At 58.5% G+C, this 18,767-nt stretch carries 21 protein-coding genes and 1 tRNA gene; 10 read left to right on the forward strand and 12 right to left on the reverse strand.

Features of this window, described 5'->3' with window-relative positions:
* Positions 1–16: 16 nt before the first annotated feature.
* The 7 genes from PSH91_RS25325 (at position 17) to PSH91_RS25355 (ending at position 5,293) form a co-directional block, all read left to right on the forward strand.
* Complete coding sequence (locus PSH91_RS25325) at positions 17–712, forward strand: ABC transporter permease (protein ID WP_076383342.1); 696 nt, start codon at positions 17–19, stop codon at positions 710–712.
* The gene (locus PSH91_RS25330; RefSeq protein ID WP_047226885.1) at positions 709–1,398 is read left to right on the forward strand and encodes an ABC transporter permease; all 690 of its coding nucleotides are present in this window, start codon (positions 709–711) and stop codon (positions 1,396–1,398) included. Before PSH91_RS25325 ends, PSH91_RS25330 begins: the two co-directional genes overlap by 4 nt.
* Positions 1,379–2,611, forward strand: a complete 1,233-nt coding sequence (locus tag PSH91_RS25335) for a methyltransferase (protein ID WP_305466916.1) — start codon at positions 1,379–1,381, stop codon at positions 2,609–2,611. Before PSH91_RS25330 ends, PSH91_RS25335 begins: the two co-directional genes overlap by 20 nt.
* Positions 2,612–2,942: 331 nt before the next feature.
* On the forward strand, positions 2,943–3,767 hold the full coding sequence (locus PSH91_RS25340) for an FkbM family methyltransferase (protein ID WP_305466917.1): 825 nt from the start codon (positions 2,943–2,945) through the stop codon (positions 3,765–3,767).
* A gap of 75 nt (positions 3,768–3,842) precedes the next feature.
* A tRNA-Thr gene (locus PSH91_RS25345) sits at positions 3,843–3,918 on the forward strand.
* Positions 3,919–4,586: 668 nt separating this feature from the next.
* On the forward strand, positions 4,587–4,946 hold the full coding sequence (locus tag PSH91_RS25350; RefSeq protein ID WP_047226882.1) for a DUF6516 family protein: 360 nt from the start codon (positions 4,587–4,589) through the stop codon (positions 4,944–4,946).
* Positions 4,943–5,293, forward strand: coding sequence for a transcriptional regulator (locus PSH91_RS25355; RefSeq protein WP_047226881.1), 351 nt, complete (start codon positions 4,943–4,945; stop codon positions 5,291–5,293). Before PSH91_RS25350 ends, PSH91_RS25355 begins: the two co-directional genes overlap by 4 nt.
* A 306-nt stretch (positions 5,294–5,599) precedes the next feature.
* Here PSH91_RS25355 and PSH91_RS25360 read toward each other — a convergent pair whose 3' ends face one another.
* Entirely contained in the window at positions 5,600–6,241 is a 642-nt protein-coding gene (locus tag PSH91_RS25360; RefSeq protein ID WP_305466918.1) for a BRCT domain-containing protein, read from the reverse strand.
* Between the two features lie 520 nt (positions 6,242–6,761).
* Between PSH91_RS25360 and PSH91_RS25365 the strand changes: the two genes are divergently transcribed.
* Positions 6,762–7,040 carry a DUF3077 domain-containing protein gene (locus PSH91_RS25365; protein ID WP_305466919.1) on the forward strand — a complete coding sequence of 93 codons (279 nt, stop codon included), beginning with the start codon at positions 6,762–6,764 and terminating at the stop codon, positions 7,038–7,040.
* A 236-nt stretch (positions 7,041–7,276) separates the two neighbouring features.
* On the opposite strand, the gene PSH91_RS25370 is transcribed toward PSH91_RS25365, so the two are convergent.
* Positions 7,277–7,813 (reverse strand): dihydrofolate reductase family protein, encoded by a 537-nt coding sequence (locus PSH91_RS25370; protein ID WP_305468596.1) that lies wholly within the window; start codon positions 7,811–7,813, stop codon positions 7,277–7,279.
* A gap of 233 nt (positions 7,814–8,046) precedes the next feature.
* Between PSH91_RS25370 and PSH91_RS25375 the strand changes: the two genes are divergently transcribed.
* Positions 8,047–9,654 carry a methyl-accepting chemotaxis protein gene (locus PSH91_RS25375; protein WP_305466920.1) on the forward strand — a complete coding sequence of 536 codons (1,608 nt, stop codon included), beginning with the start codon at positions 8,047–8,049 and terminating at the stop codon, positions 9,652–9,654.
* A gap of 144 nt (positions 9,655–9,798) precedes the next feature.
* On the opposite strand, the gene PSH91_RS25380 is transcribed toward PSH91_RS25375, so the two are convergent.
* Together PSH91_RS25380 and PSH91_RS25385 are read right to left on the reverse strand one after the other, a co-directional pair.
* Entirely contained in the window at positions 9,799–10,476 is a 678-nt protein-coding gene (locus PSH91_RS25380; RefSeq protein ID WP_047226876.1) for an RES family NAD+ phosphorylase, read from the reverse strand.
* Positions 10,476–10,886, reverse strand: a complete 411-nt coding sequence (locus PSH91_RS25385; protein WP_047226875.1) for an MbcA/ParS/Xre antitoxin family protein — start codon at positions 10,884–10,886, stop codon at positions 10,476–10,478. Before PSH91_RS25385 ends, PSH91_RS25380 begins: the two co-directional genes overlap by 1 nt.
* 354 nt (positions 10,887–11,240) lie before the next feature.
* Between PSH91_RS25385 and PSH91_RS25390 the strand changes: the two genes are divergently transcribed.
* Positions 11,241–12,167, forward strand: coding sequence for a LysR family transcriptional regulator (locus PSH91_RS25390; RefSeq protein WP_047226874.1), 927 nt, complete (start codon positions 11,241–11,243; stop codon positions 12,165–12,167).
* On the opposite strand, the gene PSH91_RS25395 is transcribed toward PSH91_RS25390, so the two are convergent.
* The 8 genes from PSH91_RS25395 to aguB all read right to left on the reverse strand — a co-directional run bounded on the left by PSH91_RS25395 (position 12,084) and on the right by aguB (position 18,584).
* Positions 12,084–12,401 (reverse strand): AzlD domain-containing protein, encoded by a 318-nt coding sequence (locus tag PSH91_RS25395; RefSeq protein ID WP_047226873.1) that lies wholly within the window; start codon positions 12,399–12,401, stop codon positions 12,084–12,086. The genes PSH91_RS25390 and PSH91_RS25395 overlap by 84 nt on opposite strands.
* The gene (locus PSH91_RS25400; protein WP_047226872.1) at positions 12,380–13,093 is read right to left on the reverse strand and encodes an AzlC family ABC transporter permease; all 714 of its coding nucleotides are present in this window, start codon (positions 13,091–13,093) and stop codon (positions 12,380–12,382) included. The genes PSH91_RS25395 and PSH91_RS25400 overlap by 22 nt, the downstream gene beginning before the upstream one ends.
* Positions 13,090–13,527 (reverse strand): GNAT family N-acetyltransferase, encoded by a 438-nt coding sequence (locus tag PSH91_RS25405; RefSeq protein ID WP_171061302.1) that lies wholly within the window; start codon positions 13,525–13,527, stop codon positions 13,090–13,092. Before PSH91_RS25405 ends, PSH91_RS25400 begins: the two co-directional genes overlap by 4 nt.
* A 13-nt stretch (positions 13,528–13,540) precedes the next feature.
* The gene (locus tag PSH91_RS25410; protein ID WP_047226871.1) at positions 13,541–14,287 is read right to left on the reverse strand and encodes a 2OG-Fe dioxygenase family protein; all 747 of its coding nucleotides are present in this window, start codon (positions 14,285–14,287) and stop codon (positions 13,541–13,543) included.
* Positions 14,288–14,520: 233 nt separating this feature from the next.
* A complete protein-coding gene (locus PSH91_RS25415; protein WP_047226870.1) occupies positions 14,521–15,807 on the reverse strand; it encodes an OprD family porin in 1,287 nt (428 codons plus the stop codon).
* A 339-nt stretch (positions 15,808–16,146) separates the two neighbouring features.
* On the reverse strand, positions 16,147–16,350 hold the full coding sequence (locus PSH91_RS25420) for a hypothetical protein (protein WP_047226869.1): 204 nt from the start codon (positions 16,348–16,350) through the stop codon (positions 16,147–16,149).
* Between the two features lie 245 nt (positions 16,351–16,595).
* A complete protein-coding gene (gene aguA, locus PSH91_RS25425) occupies positions 16,596–17,702 on the reverse strand; it encodes an agmatine deiminase (protein WP_047226868.1) in 1,107 nt (368 codons plus the stop codon).
* Between the two features lie 3 nt (positions 17,703–17,705).
* Positions 17,706–18,584 carry an N-carbamoylputrescine amidase gene (gene aguB / locus PSH91_RS25430; protein WP_305466921.1) on the reverse strand — a complete coding sequence of 293 codons (879 nt, stop codon included), beginning with the start codon at positions 18,582–18,584 and terminating at the stop codon, positions 17,706–17,708.
* Positions 18,585–18,767: the final 183 nt, after the last annotated feature.

An 18,767-nucleotide genomic window follows, 5' to 3' on the forward strand; every position in this document is an offset into this window, starting at 1 on the left:
ATATGAACACACACCCATGATGATCGATCTCTACGGATTCGGCCCGGCGCTCGCCGCTGGCGCGCTGATGACCGTCAAACTGGCGCTCTCGGCCCTCTGCCTGGGGCTGGTGCTCGGCTTGCTCGGCGCCTTGGCCAAGACTTCCCCGTACAAGCCGCTGCAATGGCTGGGCGGCACTTATTCGACACTGGTTCGCGGCATCCCCGAATTGCTCTGGGTGCTGCTGATCTACTTCGGCACCGTCAATCTCATGCGTGCCCTGGGCGAATACTTCGGTAACCCGGACCTTTCCCTCAACGCCTTCGCCGCTGGCGTCATCGCCCTGGGCCTGTGCTTTGGCGCCTACGCCACGGAAGTATTTCGCGGCGCGATCCTGGCCATTCCCAAGGGCCATCGCGAAGCTGGCGTGGCGCTGGGGTTGTCCAAGTGGCGGATCTTCACTCGGCTGATCATGCCGCAGATGTGGCGCATCGCCCTGCCCGGGCTGGGCAACCTGTTCATGATCCTGATGAAAGACACCGCGCTGGTGTCGGTGATCGGCCTGGAAGAGATCATGCGGCACGCGCAAATCGGCGTGACCGTGTCCAAGCAACCGTTCACCTTCTATATGGTGGCCGCGTTCATGTACCTGGGCCTTACCGTGCTGGCCATGATCGGCATGCATTTTCTGGAACGACGTGCCGCCCGCGGCTTTGCCAGGAGCACCCAATGAACTGGGAAGTCATCATCAAGTGGCTGCCGAAACTGGCCCAAGGCGCGACACTGACCCTGGAGCTGGTCGCCATCGCCGTGATCGCCGGTCTGCTGCTGGCGATTCCGCTGGGCATCGCCCGCTCCTCACGCCTGTGGTACGTGCGGGCGTTACCCTACGCCTACATTTTCTTTTTCCGTGGCACGCCGTTATTGGTTCAGCTGTTCCTGGTCTACTACGGTCTGGCGCAGTTCGACGCCGTGCGCAGCAGTTCGCTGTGGCCCTATCTGCGGGATCCGTTTTGGTGCGCCACGGCCACCATGACCCTGCACACCGCCGCCTACATCGCCGAGATCCTGCGCGGCGCGATCCAGGCCATCCCTCGTGGTGAAATCGAAGCCGCGCGAGCCCTGGGCATGTCCCGACCCAAGGCGTTGTTCTACATCATCCTGCCTCGCGCCGCGCGCATCGGTCTGCCGGCCTACAGCAACGAAGTGATCCTGATGCTCAAGGCCAGCGCCCTGGCGAGCACCGTGACCCTGCTGGAGCTGACCGGTATGGCCCGGACCATCATTGCTCGGACCTACCTGCCGGTGGAAATCTTCTTCGCGGCCGGCATGTTCTACCTGCTGATGGCGTTCGTGCTGGTGCAGGGCTTCAAACAGCTGGAGCGCTGGTTGCGCGTCGATGCCTGCCAAGGACGCTGACAGCGGCGTGTTGACGGGCGAGGCGTTACTCGCCCGTTTCACCGCGCTGGATGCTTTTCTCACAACGCACCAGGCATTGTGGAAACCGCGTCCGTTCACCCATCTGCAACTGCCATGGGAAGGGTCCTACCCTGAGCTGGCCCAATGGCTACGCAAGCGTTCGCTGGAAGACGCAGAAAACGACCATCACCAACCCTGGCTGATTCAACATGCACCCGCGCCATTTCCAGAACTGGCGGCCACTTCCCATGCCTTGAGCGTCGCCGCAGAACTGCCGGGCAAAGAGCTCGAAACCGCCGCCCATCGCCTCAGCGTCGACGTGCCAGGGCGCAAATGGCAGCAAATCGAAGCCTTCGCCAGCCGCCTGCACTTCGCTACCAAACCGACCCACTGGCTCGATTGGTGCGCCGGCAAAGGTCATCTTGGCCGACGCTTGCTGCAGGCTGAACAACAACTGACTTGCCTGGAATACGACCCAGCCCTGGTCGCCAGCGGCCAGCAACTGAGCCAACGCCACCGTCTGCCCGCCACGCACTTGCAGCAAGACGTGCTGGCGGCAGAGGCAGGCCTGGCGATCCACCCTGAACACACGCCAGTAGCCCTGCACGCCTGCGGCGACCTGCATGTGCGCCTGATGCAATTGGCGAGCGCCGCTGGCTGCACTCAACTGGCAATCGCCCCGTGCTGCTACAACCGCATCAGTGCTGAACGTTATCAACCGCTGTCCGACGCCGCCAAGGGTTCGGTCCTACAGCTAACGCTCGATGATCTCAGCCTGCCACTGACCGAAACGGTCACCGCCGGCGCCCGCATCCGGCGGCAACGGGACCACTCCATGGCTCGGCGCCTGAGCTTTGACCTGCTGCAACGACAGATCCGGGGCCGCGACGACTATCTGCCCACCCCCTCGCTCCCCAGCGCCTGGCTGGAAAAATCCTTCATCGAGTACTGCACCGATCTGGCAGCCCTGAAAGACTTATCCACAGTCGGCTCGCCTGACTGGTCAGCACTGGAAGCGGCCGGCCATCAACGTCTGGCCCAAGTGCGCAACCTGGAATTGGTCCGCGGCCTTTTCCGGCGGCCTCTTGAGCTGTGGCTGGTGCTGGATCGGGCGCTTTTCCTCAGCCAGGAAAACTACCACGTCCGCCTCGGCACCTTCTGCGAAACGCCCCTCACGCCACGAAATCTGATGCTGCTGGCCGAACGTCGCTGACACTAAACAGCCTGTGGATAACTCTGTTGATGAAATTGTCTTGGATCCAATTAATCCGCGATTTTCTGCTGGAAGCGAGGCTGGTCATTTTTTGTTCATATGGATAAAAAACCATTAAAACAGGCATTTGCGAGCAAACGAGAAAGCTGTCACAAAATCGCAAGATGGCAGTCGCCCCACCCCGCCCGTTGTGCATAAGCGTTCAAGCAAAACGACATAACCGCCGAACTCAGTGCTCCCACACGCCAGCAATTGCGCCCATCGCGCCTGTGCAGTACAACAGCCTTTCGTATCGTGATTGACACAATGCCGACACACACAAGGACTGGCCGTGACGTTCATTTCCTACGCACAGAACTTCGAAGACATACGCCTGTGGCGCGCCCTCCAATCGGTGGAAAACGGCTTTTATTTGGACGTAGGCGCCAATCATCCAACAGATGATTCCGTGACCCGGGCGTTCTACGATCACGGCTGGCGCGGGATCAACATCGAACCGGTGCAGGCCTACTACGACGCTCTCTGCCAAGAACGGCCAAACGACATCAACCTGCAATGCGTAGCCGGCGAAAACGCCGCCAGCCTGACCTTCTACACCATCGCCGACACGGGTCTGTCCACCGTCGAAGCCAGCGTCGCCCAACAGCACCGCGACGCGGGCATGAAGGTAAGCAAGCAGACCGTCCAGTCCCGCACCCTGACTTCGATCTGCGAGCAATACGCCCAGGACCGCCCCATCCACTTTCTGAAAATCGACGTCGAAGGCCACGAAGAAACCGTGCTGCGCGGCATGGACTTCACCCGCTGGCGCCCCTGGATCATCCTCATCGAAACCCCATGGGCCCGCGACCAGACCTGGGAAACCCTCGTCACCGAAGCCGGCTATCACTCCATCCTGTTCGACGGCCTCAACACCTTTTACCTCGCCGAAGAACACCTGGCGCTCAAACCCGCTTTCGACATCCCCCCGTGCAACCTCGACGGGTTCCAATTCTGCAAAGGCCACAAATTCAGCCACCCCCTGAACGAACCCGACCAACAACTCACCGCCGCCCTGCAACGCGCCGAACGGGCCGAAGCCCAACTCCATGCCCTGCAAAACAGCCGTACTTGGCGAACCTTGCAGAAAGTGCGCAACCTCGTGCGCCGCGCCTGAGCCGAGGCCCTGCAAAAATAGTCAGAATTCAGGGGTTTACAGAACGCACCCAATCGCTATAATCGTCGCCCACACGCCGGTATAGCTCAGTTGGTAGAGCAACTGACTTGTAATCAGTAGGTCCCGGGTTCGACTCCTGGTGCCGGCACCATACAAAACGAAGCCCTCGCAGAAATGCGAGGGCTTTGTTGTTTCTGCACGTCCACTTTCTGTCCAGATACTGAACTCTGTGGGAGCGAGCCTGCTCGCGATGAGGCCATCACCGCCACCGACACTCTGCCATACATGCGCAAGCTCGCCCCGTCCGCCCCAGATTCGTTAATCCCAGACACATAATTTCTAGCACCGCCAGCATGGCGCCACGATTGTCCCCTATCCAATCGACCGCTACCCTCCAACTATCGCTGCCAATTCAGCGACTGGGCGTAGGAAACCCGAAGTAAATCAAGGCGTATCAGCTGCGCCTCGCTTACTATTGCAGGCGCTTTTTTTGTGTCTGCGATATGCGTTATGGCGGCTGTGCGCGGGACACCTTCGGGTGTGCCGGGTGCCTTGATTCTCGGTTTTCCTACCCGTGCATGGCCGCCACCCAATCCCGGACAAATTCGGGGACAGGCCACGATTCCTAGCTGAAATGAATATGCAGACGCCAAATTAAGCGTGATCTGTTCCCGTTTTACCTTCCTGGGGCACCTGCGCTGCCAATGCAGGGATTCCGCAAGGCAGGCTGCGTGGGCAGCCTAGAGGGTTGCGACGAGAGGACTGAGTGAACCTGCTTCCTACCTTGACGTTTTATCAACAGATGATAAGGTTTGTGACATGCAAAGGGACTATGGGCTCGACACATTACTGAGCCTGCACCAAGAAATTTTGGCTCAGGAGGGTGGCTACTGGGCCAAGATTGAGGCCTACCAGGTTGAGCCTTCTGAGCATATCCCGCATGGGATTAAATACTCGCTCACCCTGCATGATCGAGGTGGAACCAGGGTGCTTGGTTATGACAATGCCCACTTGGTGAAGCCCGCCAAGTTCAAATATGCGGGCCAGGTCCTACCCTACGACCATAAGCATCGGTCGAGCACGGATAAGGGCGTGCCCTATGAATTCAAAGACGCTCAGCAGTTGCTACGGGATTTTTTCGCAGACGTTGACCGTGTGTTGGAGCAGGTGAAGAAATGAAAACATTAAAGATTGGCATCATGTCGCAAGCGCAGATGCGTGCCCGTGTATTGGCGATTGCCTGTGGCGAGTACAAGCCCAAGGCAACCGAGCCCAAAATTTGGTTCCCGTCCATGAAGTCGCTGGCCGAGGTGCTGAGTGACGAAAACCGGGCGCTGCTCAAGCTCATCAAAGAAACTCAGCCAGAATCTCTGACCTCGTTGGCCGAGGCTACTGGGCGAAAGGTAAGCAACCTGTCGCGGACGCTAAAAACCATGTCTGGTTACGGGCTGGTTGAAATGAAGCGCGAGAATAATCACGTCAGGCCGATTGCCAAGGCCACGGAATTTCAGATCATCGCGGCCTGAGCTTCCAGGCAGGCGCCCCTCGCACGACGGAGGGACCCAGGACCTATTCGAGTACCTTCTTTTTATTCTGAACACGCTTGATCCTTTATTTTAAAGGGTTCTGCGCATTGTGTTTTACTCCTGGTGCCGCACCATACAAAAACGAAGCCCTCGCAGAAATGCGAGGGCTTTGTTGTTTCTGCACGTCCACTTTCAATCCACACACTGAATACTGTGGGAGCGAGCCTGCTCGCGATGAGGCCATCACGGACACTTAGCTGGCCAGGTTGGGAGCTGTCCGTCCTAAAGCACCACGACCGAACCAACTCAACCAAACAACACCTTTAGCCAATGATCCTCACCCACAATGGCGATCGAAGCGCCCGCCTCCCGCAACTCCACTGCCTTCATGATCTTCGTTCCGTAGGTACTGTGACGCCACTGCTCATTACCCACGCTACCGACCACCAGGTAATGCACCTTCTTACTCACACCGCCCACAATCAAACCACCCCGTTCCTCGACTAACGCCTGGCAATCTTTGCGCGGCCCAAAGGCCATGACCCCCGTAAACACAAACATCCGGCCGTCCCAAACCAATTCAGGAGCCGGCGTGTTGAATGGAAGATCCATAGGCGCAACGGCAACAGCATCGCCGGCCTTTGGCCTCTCTATGTCCAGTCCAGAAAAACCATGCAGGATATTAAGCAGCTCAAGAGACTCATCCGGGTCCAGAACATCATCTCGAAGCATGCACGCCAAACGCGAATACAGCAGATTGATCACCGGATCGTTCAGGTGCGCCAGATTGCTTTCTAACCATTGCTTCAGGAACACCGCTTCAGTGGTATTCACAACACCATCAGCAGCAATCCCGGCAGCCAGCCCGACCAATGCGTCAGCAGCGCGTCGATCAATACGGGCGCGGTGGAAGAATTTGCTGTTTTCGAATTCGTTATGTAGGTCCATTACGAGCTTTCCTTGGAGAGTGTTGGCTCAGCGCTAAGCGTGATCGTTTACGGCAACGCCAGTAAAGCTAGCACTCTGCCATACATGCGCAAGCTCGCTCCGTCCGCCCCAGATGCGTTAATCCCAGACACACAATTCCTAGCCCCGCCAGCATGGCGCCACGATTGTCCCCTATCCAATCAACCGCTACCCTCCAACTGTCGCTGCCAATTTCAGCGACCGGGCCTGAGAACCCGAGTAAGATGCAGGCGCTACAGCGCCCTACCACGTTTTGCGGCGCTTTTTTATGTCCGTATTTCGTGCAATGGCGGCTGTGCGTGGGAGACCTTCGGGTCTGCCGGGTTCCTGTATCTCCGGTTTCTCAGCCTGCGCACGGCTGCCACCCATTCGCCTGAGAACGAACGTGGCAGCTCTCACTTGATATGGGAGCTCCATCGATGTATGCCATGGATTTGCCGCTTTTTTGTACGTGCGCTTCACCAACCGCTACTTGCCGCCGACTGACAACCGGAGGCGCACAATGACCCACCCCAGAGACCTCAAAACCCCAGGCCTAACCCCCTTCTCCTACCACTCCGATCGCCCCCTCTTCCGCATCAACAGCGGCATTCCCATCGGCGAAGCCTTATCCCACGCCTCCGACCTGCTCCACGTTGCCAAGCTCTTGGCCGAGGACGCGGCGATGATTCACAGCACGGATCGGTACGCCTGGGCGTCGTGTTATTTGCAGGATATGAGCAAAGCCGTCATCGATGACGTGGTGAAGGTGCTGGAGGCGCCGGGGAGTCATCCGGCTTAAGAGCCGCGGGGGCAATGCTGCTCCAAGGGGGCAGCATTGAATTGTATTTGCAGGAGCGGATTAAAGAAGGGCAGCTTCGCAGCCCAGCGGGAGCAAGCTCCCTCGCCACGGGGGCTACGGACAGAGCACGATTACCGGCTGCAATGAGTAGGCGGACACTAAATCAACCATGGTCTGTCCCCCGTTTTCCTACGAGAACGCTCTGGCGCTGCGGGCCTAATACCCACGCAAGCGCATCATGTCGCCAAGCGATAGGTAGACTGCACCAACCCCGAAGCAAACCAGCGGCTGGATACCAGTTTCAGATCTACGTCCTGCCCAAGAGCCCCGAACAATGGCCTTCCGGAGCCGATCAGCACAGGTACAGTGGTAATCACCATGTCGGTGATTAAACCATCGCGCAGGAATGACTGCACCACCTGTCCGCCATCGACATAGACCCGACGTACGCCTTGTCTCGTCAGTTCCTCCATCACGTCCTTGGGCGCGAGGCTAGAGAACCGGAGCTTGCCCTTCAGCGCTTCGGGCACTGGCGCATCCAACAGGCTTTCAGACAGCACCACCACGGGGCGCTCGTAGAACCAGGTGTCGAAGGTCCGGACCTTCTCATAGGTTCCGCGCCCCATCACGATCACGTCCTTGTCAGCGATGAAGTCTGAGTAGCCATGGTCCTCGGTTTGATCATCGCACTGTAAAAGCCAGTCGATGTCACCGTCGGGCCTGGCGATGAAGCCATCCAGGCTGGTGGCGATGAAAACATGTGCAGTGGCCATCAGGATCTCCTTATTCATACGGGGTATTTCGATGCCCGGCGTCGAGAAACACCTGCTGGCATTGATCATCCATTGTGCAATCGCTCCCATCGCTTGTCTTCGGGCCCGCAGGTCGTTGGCGTTATCGGCAAGCGGGCGTGAGCGCCCGAAGCAATCAAAGCGAACCTCCGAGCGCTCCGCCGGCCCTCAACTACACTTTCCCTGAAATCCCGCCCCCTCTGGAGTAGTAGGCGATGAAGATCAGGACCAAGATCATAGGCTCGGGGTTGATCAGCCTTTTCTTTGCCCTCGTGCTCGGCGGTATCGGGTTGTGGGGCTATATCAGCATGACCAGCGCCCTGGCGCGTAGCGAGACCAGTATTTCGGCCATGCGCAAGCACATGGAGGCGGACATGATGCACGACGCCATTCGTGGCGATGTGTTGGCCGCTTTGCTGGTGGCGCCGGGGGATGCCGCGGGAGCCAAGGAGGTGAGGGAGGCGTTCGATGAGCATGCGCAACGGATGCGCAAGGTCATCGCCGAGAATGCCGAGGCCCAGTTGCCGCAAGCGATCGCTCAGGCTATTACCGAGCTGAAGCCGCAAGTGGAAACCTATATTGCATCGGCTCAGCAGGTGATCGCTAAGGCGTTGGAGGGTGCCCAGGATGGCCGGGCGCTGCGGACGGAGTTCGACGGGGCGTTTTCGGCGCTGGAGGAGCGTAACGAGGCGGTGAGTGAGTTGATCGAGAGCCAGGCCCATGCCACCCGCGAGCAACAGGACCACAGCATTCAAACGTCGCAGCGCTGGCTGGTTTTCACATTGCTGGCCACCTGCGTGGCGTTGGCGCTGTTGTCCTGGAGCCTGCTCAAGGCGGTGCTTACGCCGCTGAACAAGATCATCCTCAATACCCAGGCTATTTCCCAAGGGGATTTGCAGCGCTCGATGGGGGCTCAAAGCAAGGATGAGCTGGGTCAGTTGCAGGGTGTGATCGAGCAGATGCAGGTCAATCTGCGGCAAATGATCGCCACGATCCGCAGCCAGAGTGACGAGTTGCATGGCACGTCGCGCGTATTGGGCGATACGGCGCGGCAGATTGTGTCCAGCGCCGATCAGCAGGCTCAGAGCGCCACCAGCATGGCGGCGAGCATGGAGCAGATGATGGCGAACATCAGCCAGATCCATCAGCACGCCGACAGCGCCCGGACGATTTCAGCGCAGTCCGAACAACTGGCCAGCAGCGGCGGGCAAGTGATTCTTGGGGTGGTAGAGGGCATGAGCCGGATCGCCGAGGTGGTCAATCAGTCGTCCAGCAAGATCACCGCGCTGGATGCGTCGTCCGAAGACATTCATTCCATCATTCAGGTGATCAAGAGCATCGCTGAGCAAACCAACCTGCTGGCCCTCAACGCCGCCATCGAAGCCGCCCGCGCCGGTGAGGCGGGGCGCGGCTTTGCGGTGGTGGCCGATGAGGTGCGTAACCTGGCAGCGCGCACCACCCAGTCCACTCAGGAAATCACCGCAATGATCGAGCGCATCCAGACCAGCGCCCGGGATGCGGTGGCGAACATGCAGGCTTGCGTCAGCCGCGTGGACGAAGGCGTCTCACTGGCCCAGCAGGCCGGGGTGTCCATCAGCGAAATCCGCACCGGCGCCCGGCATGCGGCAGAAGTGGTGGAGGAAATTTCCCAGACCATTGCCGAACAATCGAAGGCCAGCGATGAAATGGCTCAGAGGGTGGAGTCGATTGCCGCGCAGTCCCGCGAGAACACCCGCTCGATTCACAACCTGACGCAAACAGCGGATCAATTGAACGATGCGGCGGGGTCGATGCAGTCTTCGGTGCAGCAGTTCAAGATTTGATCAGTCGGCCGGACCCACTTTTGTGGCGAGGCCGCTTGCTCCCGCTCGGCTGTGTAGCAGCCTGTGCTTTCAATACTCGCGAATTATTGAAAATTTTGGCTGGGCAATAATTATTGCCCAGCCAAAACACCCTAAAGACCTGACTCACACCTCGCTCACCTCAAACACAAACGAAATCTCCCGCTTCTGGGCGCTCCAGACGTAACGGATATGCTTGCCCTGCACCGGAATCGAAACCGCCGGTGGGCGAAACGCCGCCACGCATTCGTGGCCGGGCAGGCGGACGCTGTTGTACAGCAAGCCCCAGGACAAGGTTTCGCGCAGTTGCCGGGCGAACACCTGGGACGGACCGTAGGCGGTGGGGTCCGGGTCGTGCAGGTGCGGGTAGTCCTGGCGGATGTCGTGCAGCGGCTTGATGACCTTGTTGACGTAAGTGCGCATGGTCAATTCCAGATCCGGCTCGTTGGTCGCTCCGAGGAATCGCGCCTGGTGGTAGCAGGTCTCGGCAATGGCCGCTTCCTGGCTGCTGGCGGCGTAGTAGACACCGAAGGTGCCGTCGCTGAAGCGGCTGCTTTTGCCGATATGGGTAAACGCGGCCATCACTGGCGAGGAACCGGGCCCGGAAATGCGGTCCTCGGGGCGTACCCGGGACAGCACCCCGGCTTCTTCCATGAGCCGGTCGTTGGTCAGTGCTTCCAGGGCATACGCGGTGGGCAGATCCTCGGGATCGAGCACGTCTTCGAATAGCGCAATCGGCGGGAAGCTGCTGTTGACGATCCGGTAGGCACGCTTCCATTGCGGGTCCGCCAGTGGTGGCGTCATCAACCGCGCACTCCGTCGAGGTAACGCCGCACGTCGGCAATGTCCACCACCCGCCCGGCAAGCATGTAGGCCAGTGCCGACTGGCCGTTGAAGGGCGCAGCGGTATTAGGGCTGTTGACCCACTGGTAAGCGCGGTCCCGGCTGTTGCTGAAGATGATGCTCAGCGCCTTGTGAATACCCATGAGGTAGGAAATGCGCTCCAGTGTGTCGTGAGGCAGCCTGACGTTTTCCGGTAATTGCTTGTACTTATAGAAAGTCGTGTTGCCTACCTTGCCCAGCAATGTGCGCTGCTGCTCGACACTGCAGCCCCACAACGCCATGAGATTGAAGAAAAACTTCAACGCGACCCGACCCGCGTCCGGGGAGTCCAATTGTTGCTGCGCGTTGAGGGTGATGGAGGAGGTTGCCATAAAATTTGGGCTCCATTGCTAGGGGGTGACACCTAGAGAGTAGTACAAATACGGATAAATTATTATTTTTTATTCGCAAACGGATTTTTACCACCCTCTACCTGAACCATTCAGCAAGCTGTGTGCAGGAATTTTCTCTGCTCCAGCCACTTACGGACTCGCTGACCGCCCCGATTACCGTTGATCAGGCAAAAAACCCAAATCCCGCATAAGCTCCAACCATCGTCTGCCGGAGCTTTTCGCCACAAAACCGCGACAACCGTGGCAAGGTACATGATGATAGCCGGCATGCACTGCCTGACCGGGCCAGGTGCACAACAATAGCGAGCCCACTTAAGCAGAGGGCATTACCTCATGGATAGCAGAACCTTACGCAACCTCATGCGCATCGTGCAGACCGGCTCCTTGTCGGCGGCGGCGGAACATTCGTGCCTCACGGTGCAGGCATTGGCGGCACAGTTGAACAAAGTTGAGGAGCAGTTCGGCTTCCGGTTGTTCCGGCGGTCGAACAAGGGCCTGACGTTGACGAGCCAAGGCTCGGAACTGACGCCGTTCATGGATCAGGTGCTGGTTGCCACGCGGCAGTTGGAAGAGAAGGTCGCGGCGCTGAAGACGCCTCGGCAGCGCACGCTGAGAGTGGCGCTCAATACCACGCTGCCGGCGGAGTTCAACCGGCGGATGATCGATCGGCTGATCGCCGTGTTTCCCCAGTATCAGTTGGAGTTCAGCTACGCCGAGTCGATGGAGAACCTGAGCAAGCTCAAGAACGAAGATTTTGACCTGGCGATCCTGATCGGTCCGCAGCAGAGCGGCTTCTCCAGCATCACAATGCCGGACGTCCAGGTGCAGGTGGTCGGCGCCCATTGCGGCGAAGAGGACGACTCCCTCGGTTTGCTCGGCGATAAGTTTCAGGTGCGTCCGGCCGAGGAATGTCCGTATTCCCACAGCTTCCTTCGCTTCCTGGATGCCGGCCTGGGCGAGTACGGCTCGAGTCAGCGGATGGTGTATTCCTGCAGTGAAACGCTGACATTGTCGTTGATTACCCAACTCGATGGCCTGGGGCTGGTGTCCCGGGAAGCGGCGCTGCGTAACGACTTGACGATTTTCCCGGACTTCGAGGATTTCCTCGAGGTCCGCCTGGCGGTGAATAATCCAGAGTTGTCCGGCCAGGCGTTGCACGATGTTGTGGACCTGACGCTAAAGGAACGAACCGAGCGCGATGTACGCCGCCGTGCCCACCGCCACACTGAGAAACAGGTTGCGGCTGAAATACGCACATAACAGCGTCGGAATCGCGGCATAGAATTCCGGGCGGTCGAGTTGTATCTGCTGATCCTTGATCAACAACGGGGTGAGGCTGATGGCAGCGACGATCGCCACCGGCAGGTATTCCAGGGCGCGGGCGACGAACGGTGGCCAGTTTTCAGTATTGACCTGCAGCGGCAGGGCCCGTGGCAGAAAGGTCACCGCCATCATCAGGGCCACGACCAGGATCAGGAACGTTTGGTCAGGCATACGCCCACCCCGCAGCCAACGAACGTGGCAATGAAGACATTGAACGGCGAGCTGCCCAGCAGGCTCAGCCCGCCCATGCAGACGACCGCCGCCAGGGCAGCGATCAGTTTGTTACGGGTATTGCACAGCGAAACCAGCACGTAGAGCATCATCGCGGTCAAGGCGTAGTCGAGCTGGTATTTGATCAGGTGCGCCGCGTATTGCGCACACACCGCTCCCAACAGGCCACCCAGCACCCAGGATGTGTGGCAAAAGAGGTTGAAGCCGATCAGGTAACGCACGCTGACCGGCGCACCGGTGCCGAGCTTGACGCTGTGGAAAGCGAACGACTCGTCAGTGAGCCCCGCCGCGTAGCACCAGCGCTCGAAACGACTGAGCCCCAGCGCACGCAATGCCTTGGCCATGTAGACCGACATCAGCATGTGTCGCGCGTTGATCAGGAAGGTGGTGAGCACGATGGTGGTCAGCGATGCTCCACTGGAAATCAACGCCAGCGCCGCAAATTGCGAAGCGCCCGCATAAACGAACAGGCACATCGCCACCGGCAGCCACAAGGGCAACCCGGCGTTGACCGCCATCAGACCGAACACAAACGAAACCGTAAAATAACCCGCTACCACCGGACTGGCTTCAGCAAAGGTACGCGAGGCTTGTGGTTCGACCACCAGCGGCTGGCTGGAAGTCTTGCTCATAGATCCCTCTCGAAAGTGATTTCACCCCGAGGCTCACAAAAGCCTTGGGCTGCCCAAAACCGCTTGCCGGCCAGATTAGCATCGTCGACGAACAGGAACATGCGCAGTACGCCGACCCGTTTCATGTCGGCCGATGCCGCCTCCACCAGACGCTGGCCCAAGCCTCGGGTTCGATGCCCCGGGCTGACGGCCAGGTGATTGATGGTGCCACGGGTGCCGAGCATGCCGCCAATCACCGCCCCCACCACTTCACCGCTGACATCGACGGCCAGGTACGCGGTGGTGGTGTCCTGCAACAATACCCCGCGCAAGAATCGGGCATCCTGCCACTCGCAGAACGACACTTCGTCGAAACCGCGAAAAAACTGCTCCAGTCGTTCGGCGTCCCTGACCATTGCCCGGCGCAACAGAACCTGTTGCTCCAGATCGTCCATGGGTTCGAGCTGTTCAGCGAACAATGTCGAAAGCGGTCCCGGGCCGCGAGAAGGAAATCGCCAGGATCTGCCTGAAAGCCATTTCATGGCTGTGGACGTTCCGGGCCGGGGTGACGTAATGGCGCATGTCGCGGTCGAGGAAAAACGTGGTGTCGAGAATGTCCTCGTAGGTAATCGCCGCCAGTTGTTCTTCCTGGGCGGTGTACAGACGACTCTCTGCGCCGGCCACATTATGACGGCCCCAGAAGTGCACGCCGCTGAACGGATACCCATCGCAATGGATCCCTTCAGGGGTGATTTCCAGTTGCTTGCCCGGCTTGATCTCGATACGGATCTGGTGGATCTGGCACTGCCAGATTTCCTCGTGCAGCTCCTGAGGAAGGACGTTCTTGTACACCTCAAAGTCCGTGTCGATCAGACTGCGCATCACCGGTGAGTTGATCACTTCGTTGGAAAAGTCCTGGAAGTGCCGCTCCAGTCCACCGACATAGCTGTTGTTGGCCTTGGACTGAATGTAGGCCCGATGCTCGAGCTGCGTAAGGTCGCGGGTCCTGGGGTTGTATTCGAAGTCGCTATAGCGGCGAAAACGCATGCCTGACTCGGCCTGGCCGTAGTAGCTGTCGGGCTCCATGTTTTCCCAGCTCTTGGTCAGCCGGACAAAGTCGCCGAAATGACCGTAGAGATTGAAGTCTCCACCGCGGACGTTGACGTATTTGTCACGCCTCAGCGCTTCGCCTACTTCCCTGTTCAGAACGATCATTTTTCATAGGTCTCCACTGCATTGAGCAGCCTAATCTAGTAGGTACAGGATTTACGTCCATGAGAAAGTATTTGAGGCATTTCAAGCCATGCTTGAAACGGTGGACAATGTTTCATTAGTACGACTTTTTCTCGGGAAAACAGACTGTTCCAACGTTTTTTTTGCCGTCCAAAGAAAAAACCCCGAGTTTGCGCTCGGGGTTTTTCATCAGACGCTTGTAACGTGATCAGGCATCAGAAGACGCTGATCGGATAATCCACGAACACCCGCAGCTCATTGCCGCTGACGTTGTACTCGCTGGATTTCTGCGAAACACGCAGGAAGGAACTGCGCAACCGCACGCTCAGGTCTTTGGCGGGACCGTTCTGGACCACGTACTTGAACTGGTTGAAGATCTCGCGCTCGGTGCCACCTTCGCTGGTGGAGGTGGTGATGTTATCGCCACGCACATAAGCCACGTTATACGTCAGACCGGGAACCCCGAACGTGGTGAAATCCAGGCCATAACCCAGTTGCCAGCTGCGCTCGTCTTCAGCATTGAAGTCGGACCAGTAGGAGTTGGCCAGGTAGATCGTATTGCCGCCGTCCCCTACACGATTCTGCCCGCGCTGATAACCGCCATAGGCGTAGCCCAGGTTGCTGTCACCAGTGCTGCGCTGGTGAGCGAGGGTGAAACTGTGCGGGCCGGTGGCGAAGGTGGCGGCCAGGCTCCAGATCTTGTTGTCGTCGCCGGTAACGTTGTTTTCGCGAACATAGCTGTTGTCCAGCTTGGTGCGATAGCCGTTGAAGTCCAGGGTCAGGGATTGATCCTTGGCCAGCGGGAATACGTAGTTGGCGTTCACGTACTGCTTCTTCAACACGTCCTCGACATCCGAGGCGTAGAGCGAGGCCTTGAACTGCTCGGTGAACTGATAGCTGCCGCCCAATACGTTGATCGACTTCAGGCCACCGCTGTCACGACCCTCGGCGCTTTTGCGCGACTCGGCGGTGAAACGTCCAGCGTTCAGCTCCAGGCCCTTGATCTCTTTGGAGGTGATCAGCGTGCCGGTGTAGCTTTCCGGCAGCAGGCGCGAGTTGTCGTAGCTCAGCACCGGCAACGCCGGCATCTGGTCACCGTAGGCCAACACGGTATTGGAAACACGGAATTTGACCGCCGCACCAAACTTGGACAGGTCATCGGCCGCGTTGCCGCTGTCGCCTTGCTTGAAGAAGTCGATGCCGCCCGCACCGCTGCGACCTTTGCCGCCATCCAGACGCAGCGCGTACAGTCCGAAGGCGTCCACCCCTACACCGACAGTGCCTTGGGTAAAGCCGGACGAGAACGTTCCGATGGCGGCCTGCCCCCATTCGGCTTTGTCTTCATTACCGTTTTTGTAGTCGCGATTGATATAGGCGTTGCGTAACAGCACGTTCAGGCTGCTGTCCTCAACGAACCCCTTGGACTCAGCCTGGTCGCTGGCCATGGCATATGTCGTGTTTAAAATCCCCAGTGCGATCAGAGCAATGCGCTTGTTCAACATGATTATTTTCCTTATACGGGTTGATACGCACTGCGACGGCAGCCGAAACGGCGCTTTTGCGCTCTTTTTCGGACTCTTGCTCCTGAAAATAATGAAAAGGCCCGCCCACGAATGATCGTGGCGGGCCTTTTTATTATTTAAGAGTCATGGCTGTTAGCCACAGGCGTGGACGAATCCTAGTCCCGCCTTCAATGATGTGTCAATTTCGTGAATCGTCTGTAATCAGGCGAAAAACTTCTAAAAACAACCTTCAAATGGGCTCAGTGTTCAACACAGAACCATCAGCCACAAAAAAAGCGCTGCCATCCTGGCCAGCGCCTTTTCTCAATCCGTCGAATTCTATCCTTGCATCACGTCCCACAGTGCTTCCAGCTCAGCCTCGCTGAACAGGCCATCCGGGTAGCGTTCCATGATCATCCGACGCGGATCGGGTTCTCTGGTCTGACGCGTTCCGTTGGACTTCAACCACTGTGCCAAAGCTTTAAGCGACTCACCATTGACAACGGCCAAGGGATGGTATGTGCGCTCGCTTATCATATTCATTCCAGCGCCCTCTCCTGGTTGATGAGCGGCCAATTTATCCAAGGTTTATGACAAAACAACTCAGCTCCGCTCCCCAGAACTGCCGGGATACAGATACAAGAGCTATGCCAATGTGCCTGCACTGCCGATCTGCAGACATAAAAAAGCCCGCATCCCCAATCAGGCCGCGGGCCAAAGCAAAATGGATCCAAAAAGCCCGGCGCAGAGCTGCCGCCAGCGCTATTACCTGGCTGTTACATCACCACTCATTTTGTGCGCGGCGCAGGCTGTTGTTGGGTAAGGCAGTGGATGTTTCCGCCCCCCAGTAACAGTTCGCGCCCCGGCACCATGACCACTTCGTGCTCTGGAAAAAGCCCTTGCAGAAGCGCCTTCGCCGGGCCATCCAGTGGATCGTCGAAACTCGGTGCGATGATGCCGCCGTTGACGATCAGGAAATTCACGTAGGAACCGGCCAACCGCACGGTCGGATTGCGCTCCTGGGAACCCTGCACCGCGTCCACGCCGGCGCATTCCTCTTCAGTGGCATACAACGGCCCCGGAATTGGCATTTTGTGCACTGTGAACGGGCGTCCCTTGGCGTCAGTGCTGTTTTGCAGGACGTCCATCGCGGCATGGCAGCGGGCGTAGTTCGGGTCCTGCGGGTCATCGGTCCAGGCCAGCAATACTTCGCCAGGGCGCACGTAGCAGCAGAAGTTATCCACATGCCCGTCGGTTTCGTCGTTGAACAGGCCGTCCGGCAGCCAGATGATCTTGTCCACCGCCAACTGCGCGCTGAGCACCGCCTCGATGTCTTCGCGACTCAAGTGCGGGTTGCGATTGCGGTTGAGCAGGCATTCCTCGGTGGTGATCAGGGTGCCCTCGCCATCGACGTGGATTGAGCCGCCCTCAAGCACGAAGCCTTCGGTGCGGTAACGCGGGCTACGTTCGATCTCGAGAATCTTGCTGGCCACTTGCGAATCCCGGTTCCACGGCGCATACAGGCCACCGTCAAACCCACCCCAGGCGTTGAAATCCCAGTCGACGCCGCGCACTTCGCCACTATCATTGATGACAAACGTCGGGCCAGTGTCCCGGACCCAGGCATCGTCGCTGGACATTTCCACCACGCGGATATTCGGCACGTCGAGATGCGCCCGGGCATTTTCGTATTGGTTCGCGGACACCGCCACGGTTACCGGTTCGAAGCGGGCGATGGCTTTGGCGACCGCCACATGAGCGGCCTGCGCGGGCTTGCCGCCCAGGCGCCAGTTGTCAGGGCGCTCGGGCCAGACCATCCAGACCTGTGTCTGGGGTGCCCACTCGGCAGGCATGTGGAAACCATCCGCGCGGGGAGTGCTGTGCAGCGTTGTCATAAATCAGGACTCCAGTGAGCCATCGAGGGTTTTGATCGAGCCGTACAGGTCCGCACGACGATCACGGAAAGTGCCCCAGGCACTGCGAATGTGTTCCAGCTCGTCCAGGTCAAAGCTGTGCACCAGCACGCCTTCTTCGGTTTCGTTCAATTCCTGGACCTTTTCACCGAACTGATTGGCGATGAACGAGGAGCCGTAGAACGTGATGTCGTAGCCATCCTGCTCTTCGTTGCCGATGCGGTTGCTGGCCACCAGCGGCATTACGTTCGCGCCGGCATGGCCTTGTTGCACGCGCTGCCAGTGATCGCGGGACGAAATGCTCTTGTCGTGCGGCTCGCTGCCAATGGCGGTCGGGTAAAACAGGATTTCCGCACCTTGCAGCGCCATGCTGCGGGCGCACTCGGGAAACCACTGGTCCCAGCAGATGCCCACGCCGATCCTGGCGTAGCGGGTATTCCAGACCTTGAAACCGGTATCGCCAGGGTTGAAATAGTACTTCTCATGGTAGCCAGGACCGTCCGGGATGTGACTCTTGCGGTATACCCCCAGGTTACAGCCGTCGGCATCAATGATCGCAATACTGTTGAAACGCGCACGACCGGCCCGTTCAAAAAAGCTGATGGGCAAGACGACCTGAAGCTCCCTGGCAACTTTCTGAAAATGCCTGATGGCGACGTTATCTTCGACCGGAGTCGCCAATTGCAGGTAGTCCGGGTTGGGCTTCTGGCAAAAGTACGGCGTCTCGAACAACTCCTGGAGCAAGATGATCTGCGCCCCTTTGGCGGCGGCCTCGCGAACCTGCTGTTCAGCGATCTCGATATTGGCCTCCAGATCCCAGGAACAGGCCATCTGGGTGGCGGCAACGGTGACGATACGACTCATGAAGGGAGCTCCAGAGCATGTGTGGTGCCGACTTTATAACCGATAAAAATCGACTTTAGAAGCGATACAGATTTAAAACCACACGCCAGTCGCAAAAAATACCGACAAAAATCGAACTATCAACCACGCAAAACCTTGTGGGAGCGAGCCTGCTCCCACAGGGAAAGCGTTTGCCTCAGTTAG

Origin of the sequence: Pseudomonas sp. FP1154, from assembly GCF_030687245.1 — a bacterium.
GTDB lineage: Bacteria > Pseudomonadota > Gammaproteobacteria > Pseudomonadales > Pseudomonadaceae > Aquipseudomonas > Aquipseudomonas rhizophila.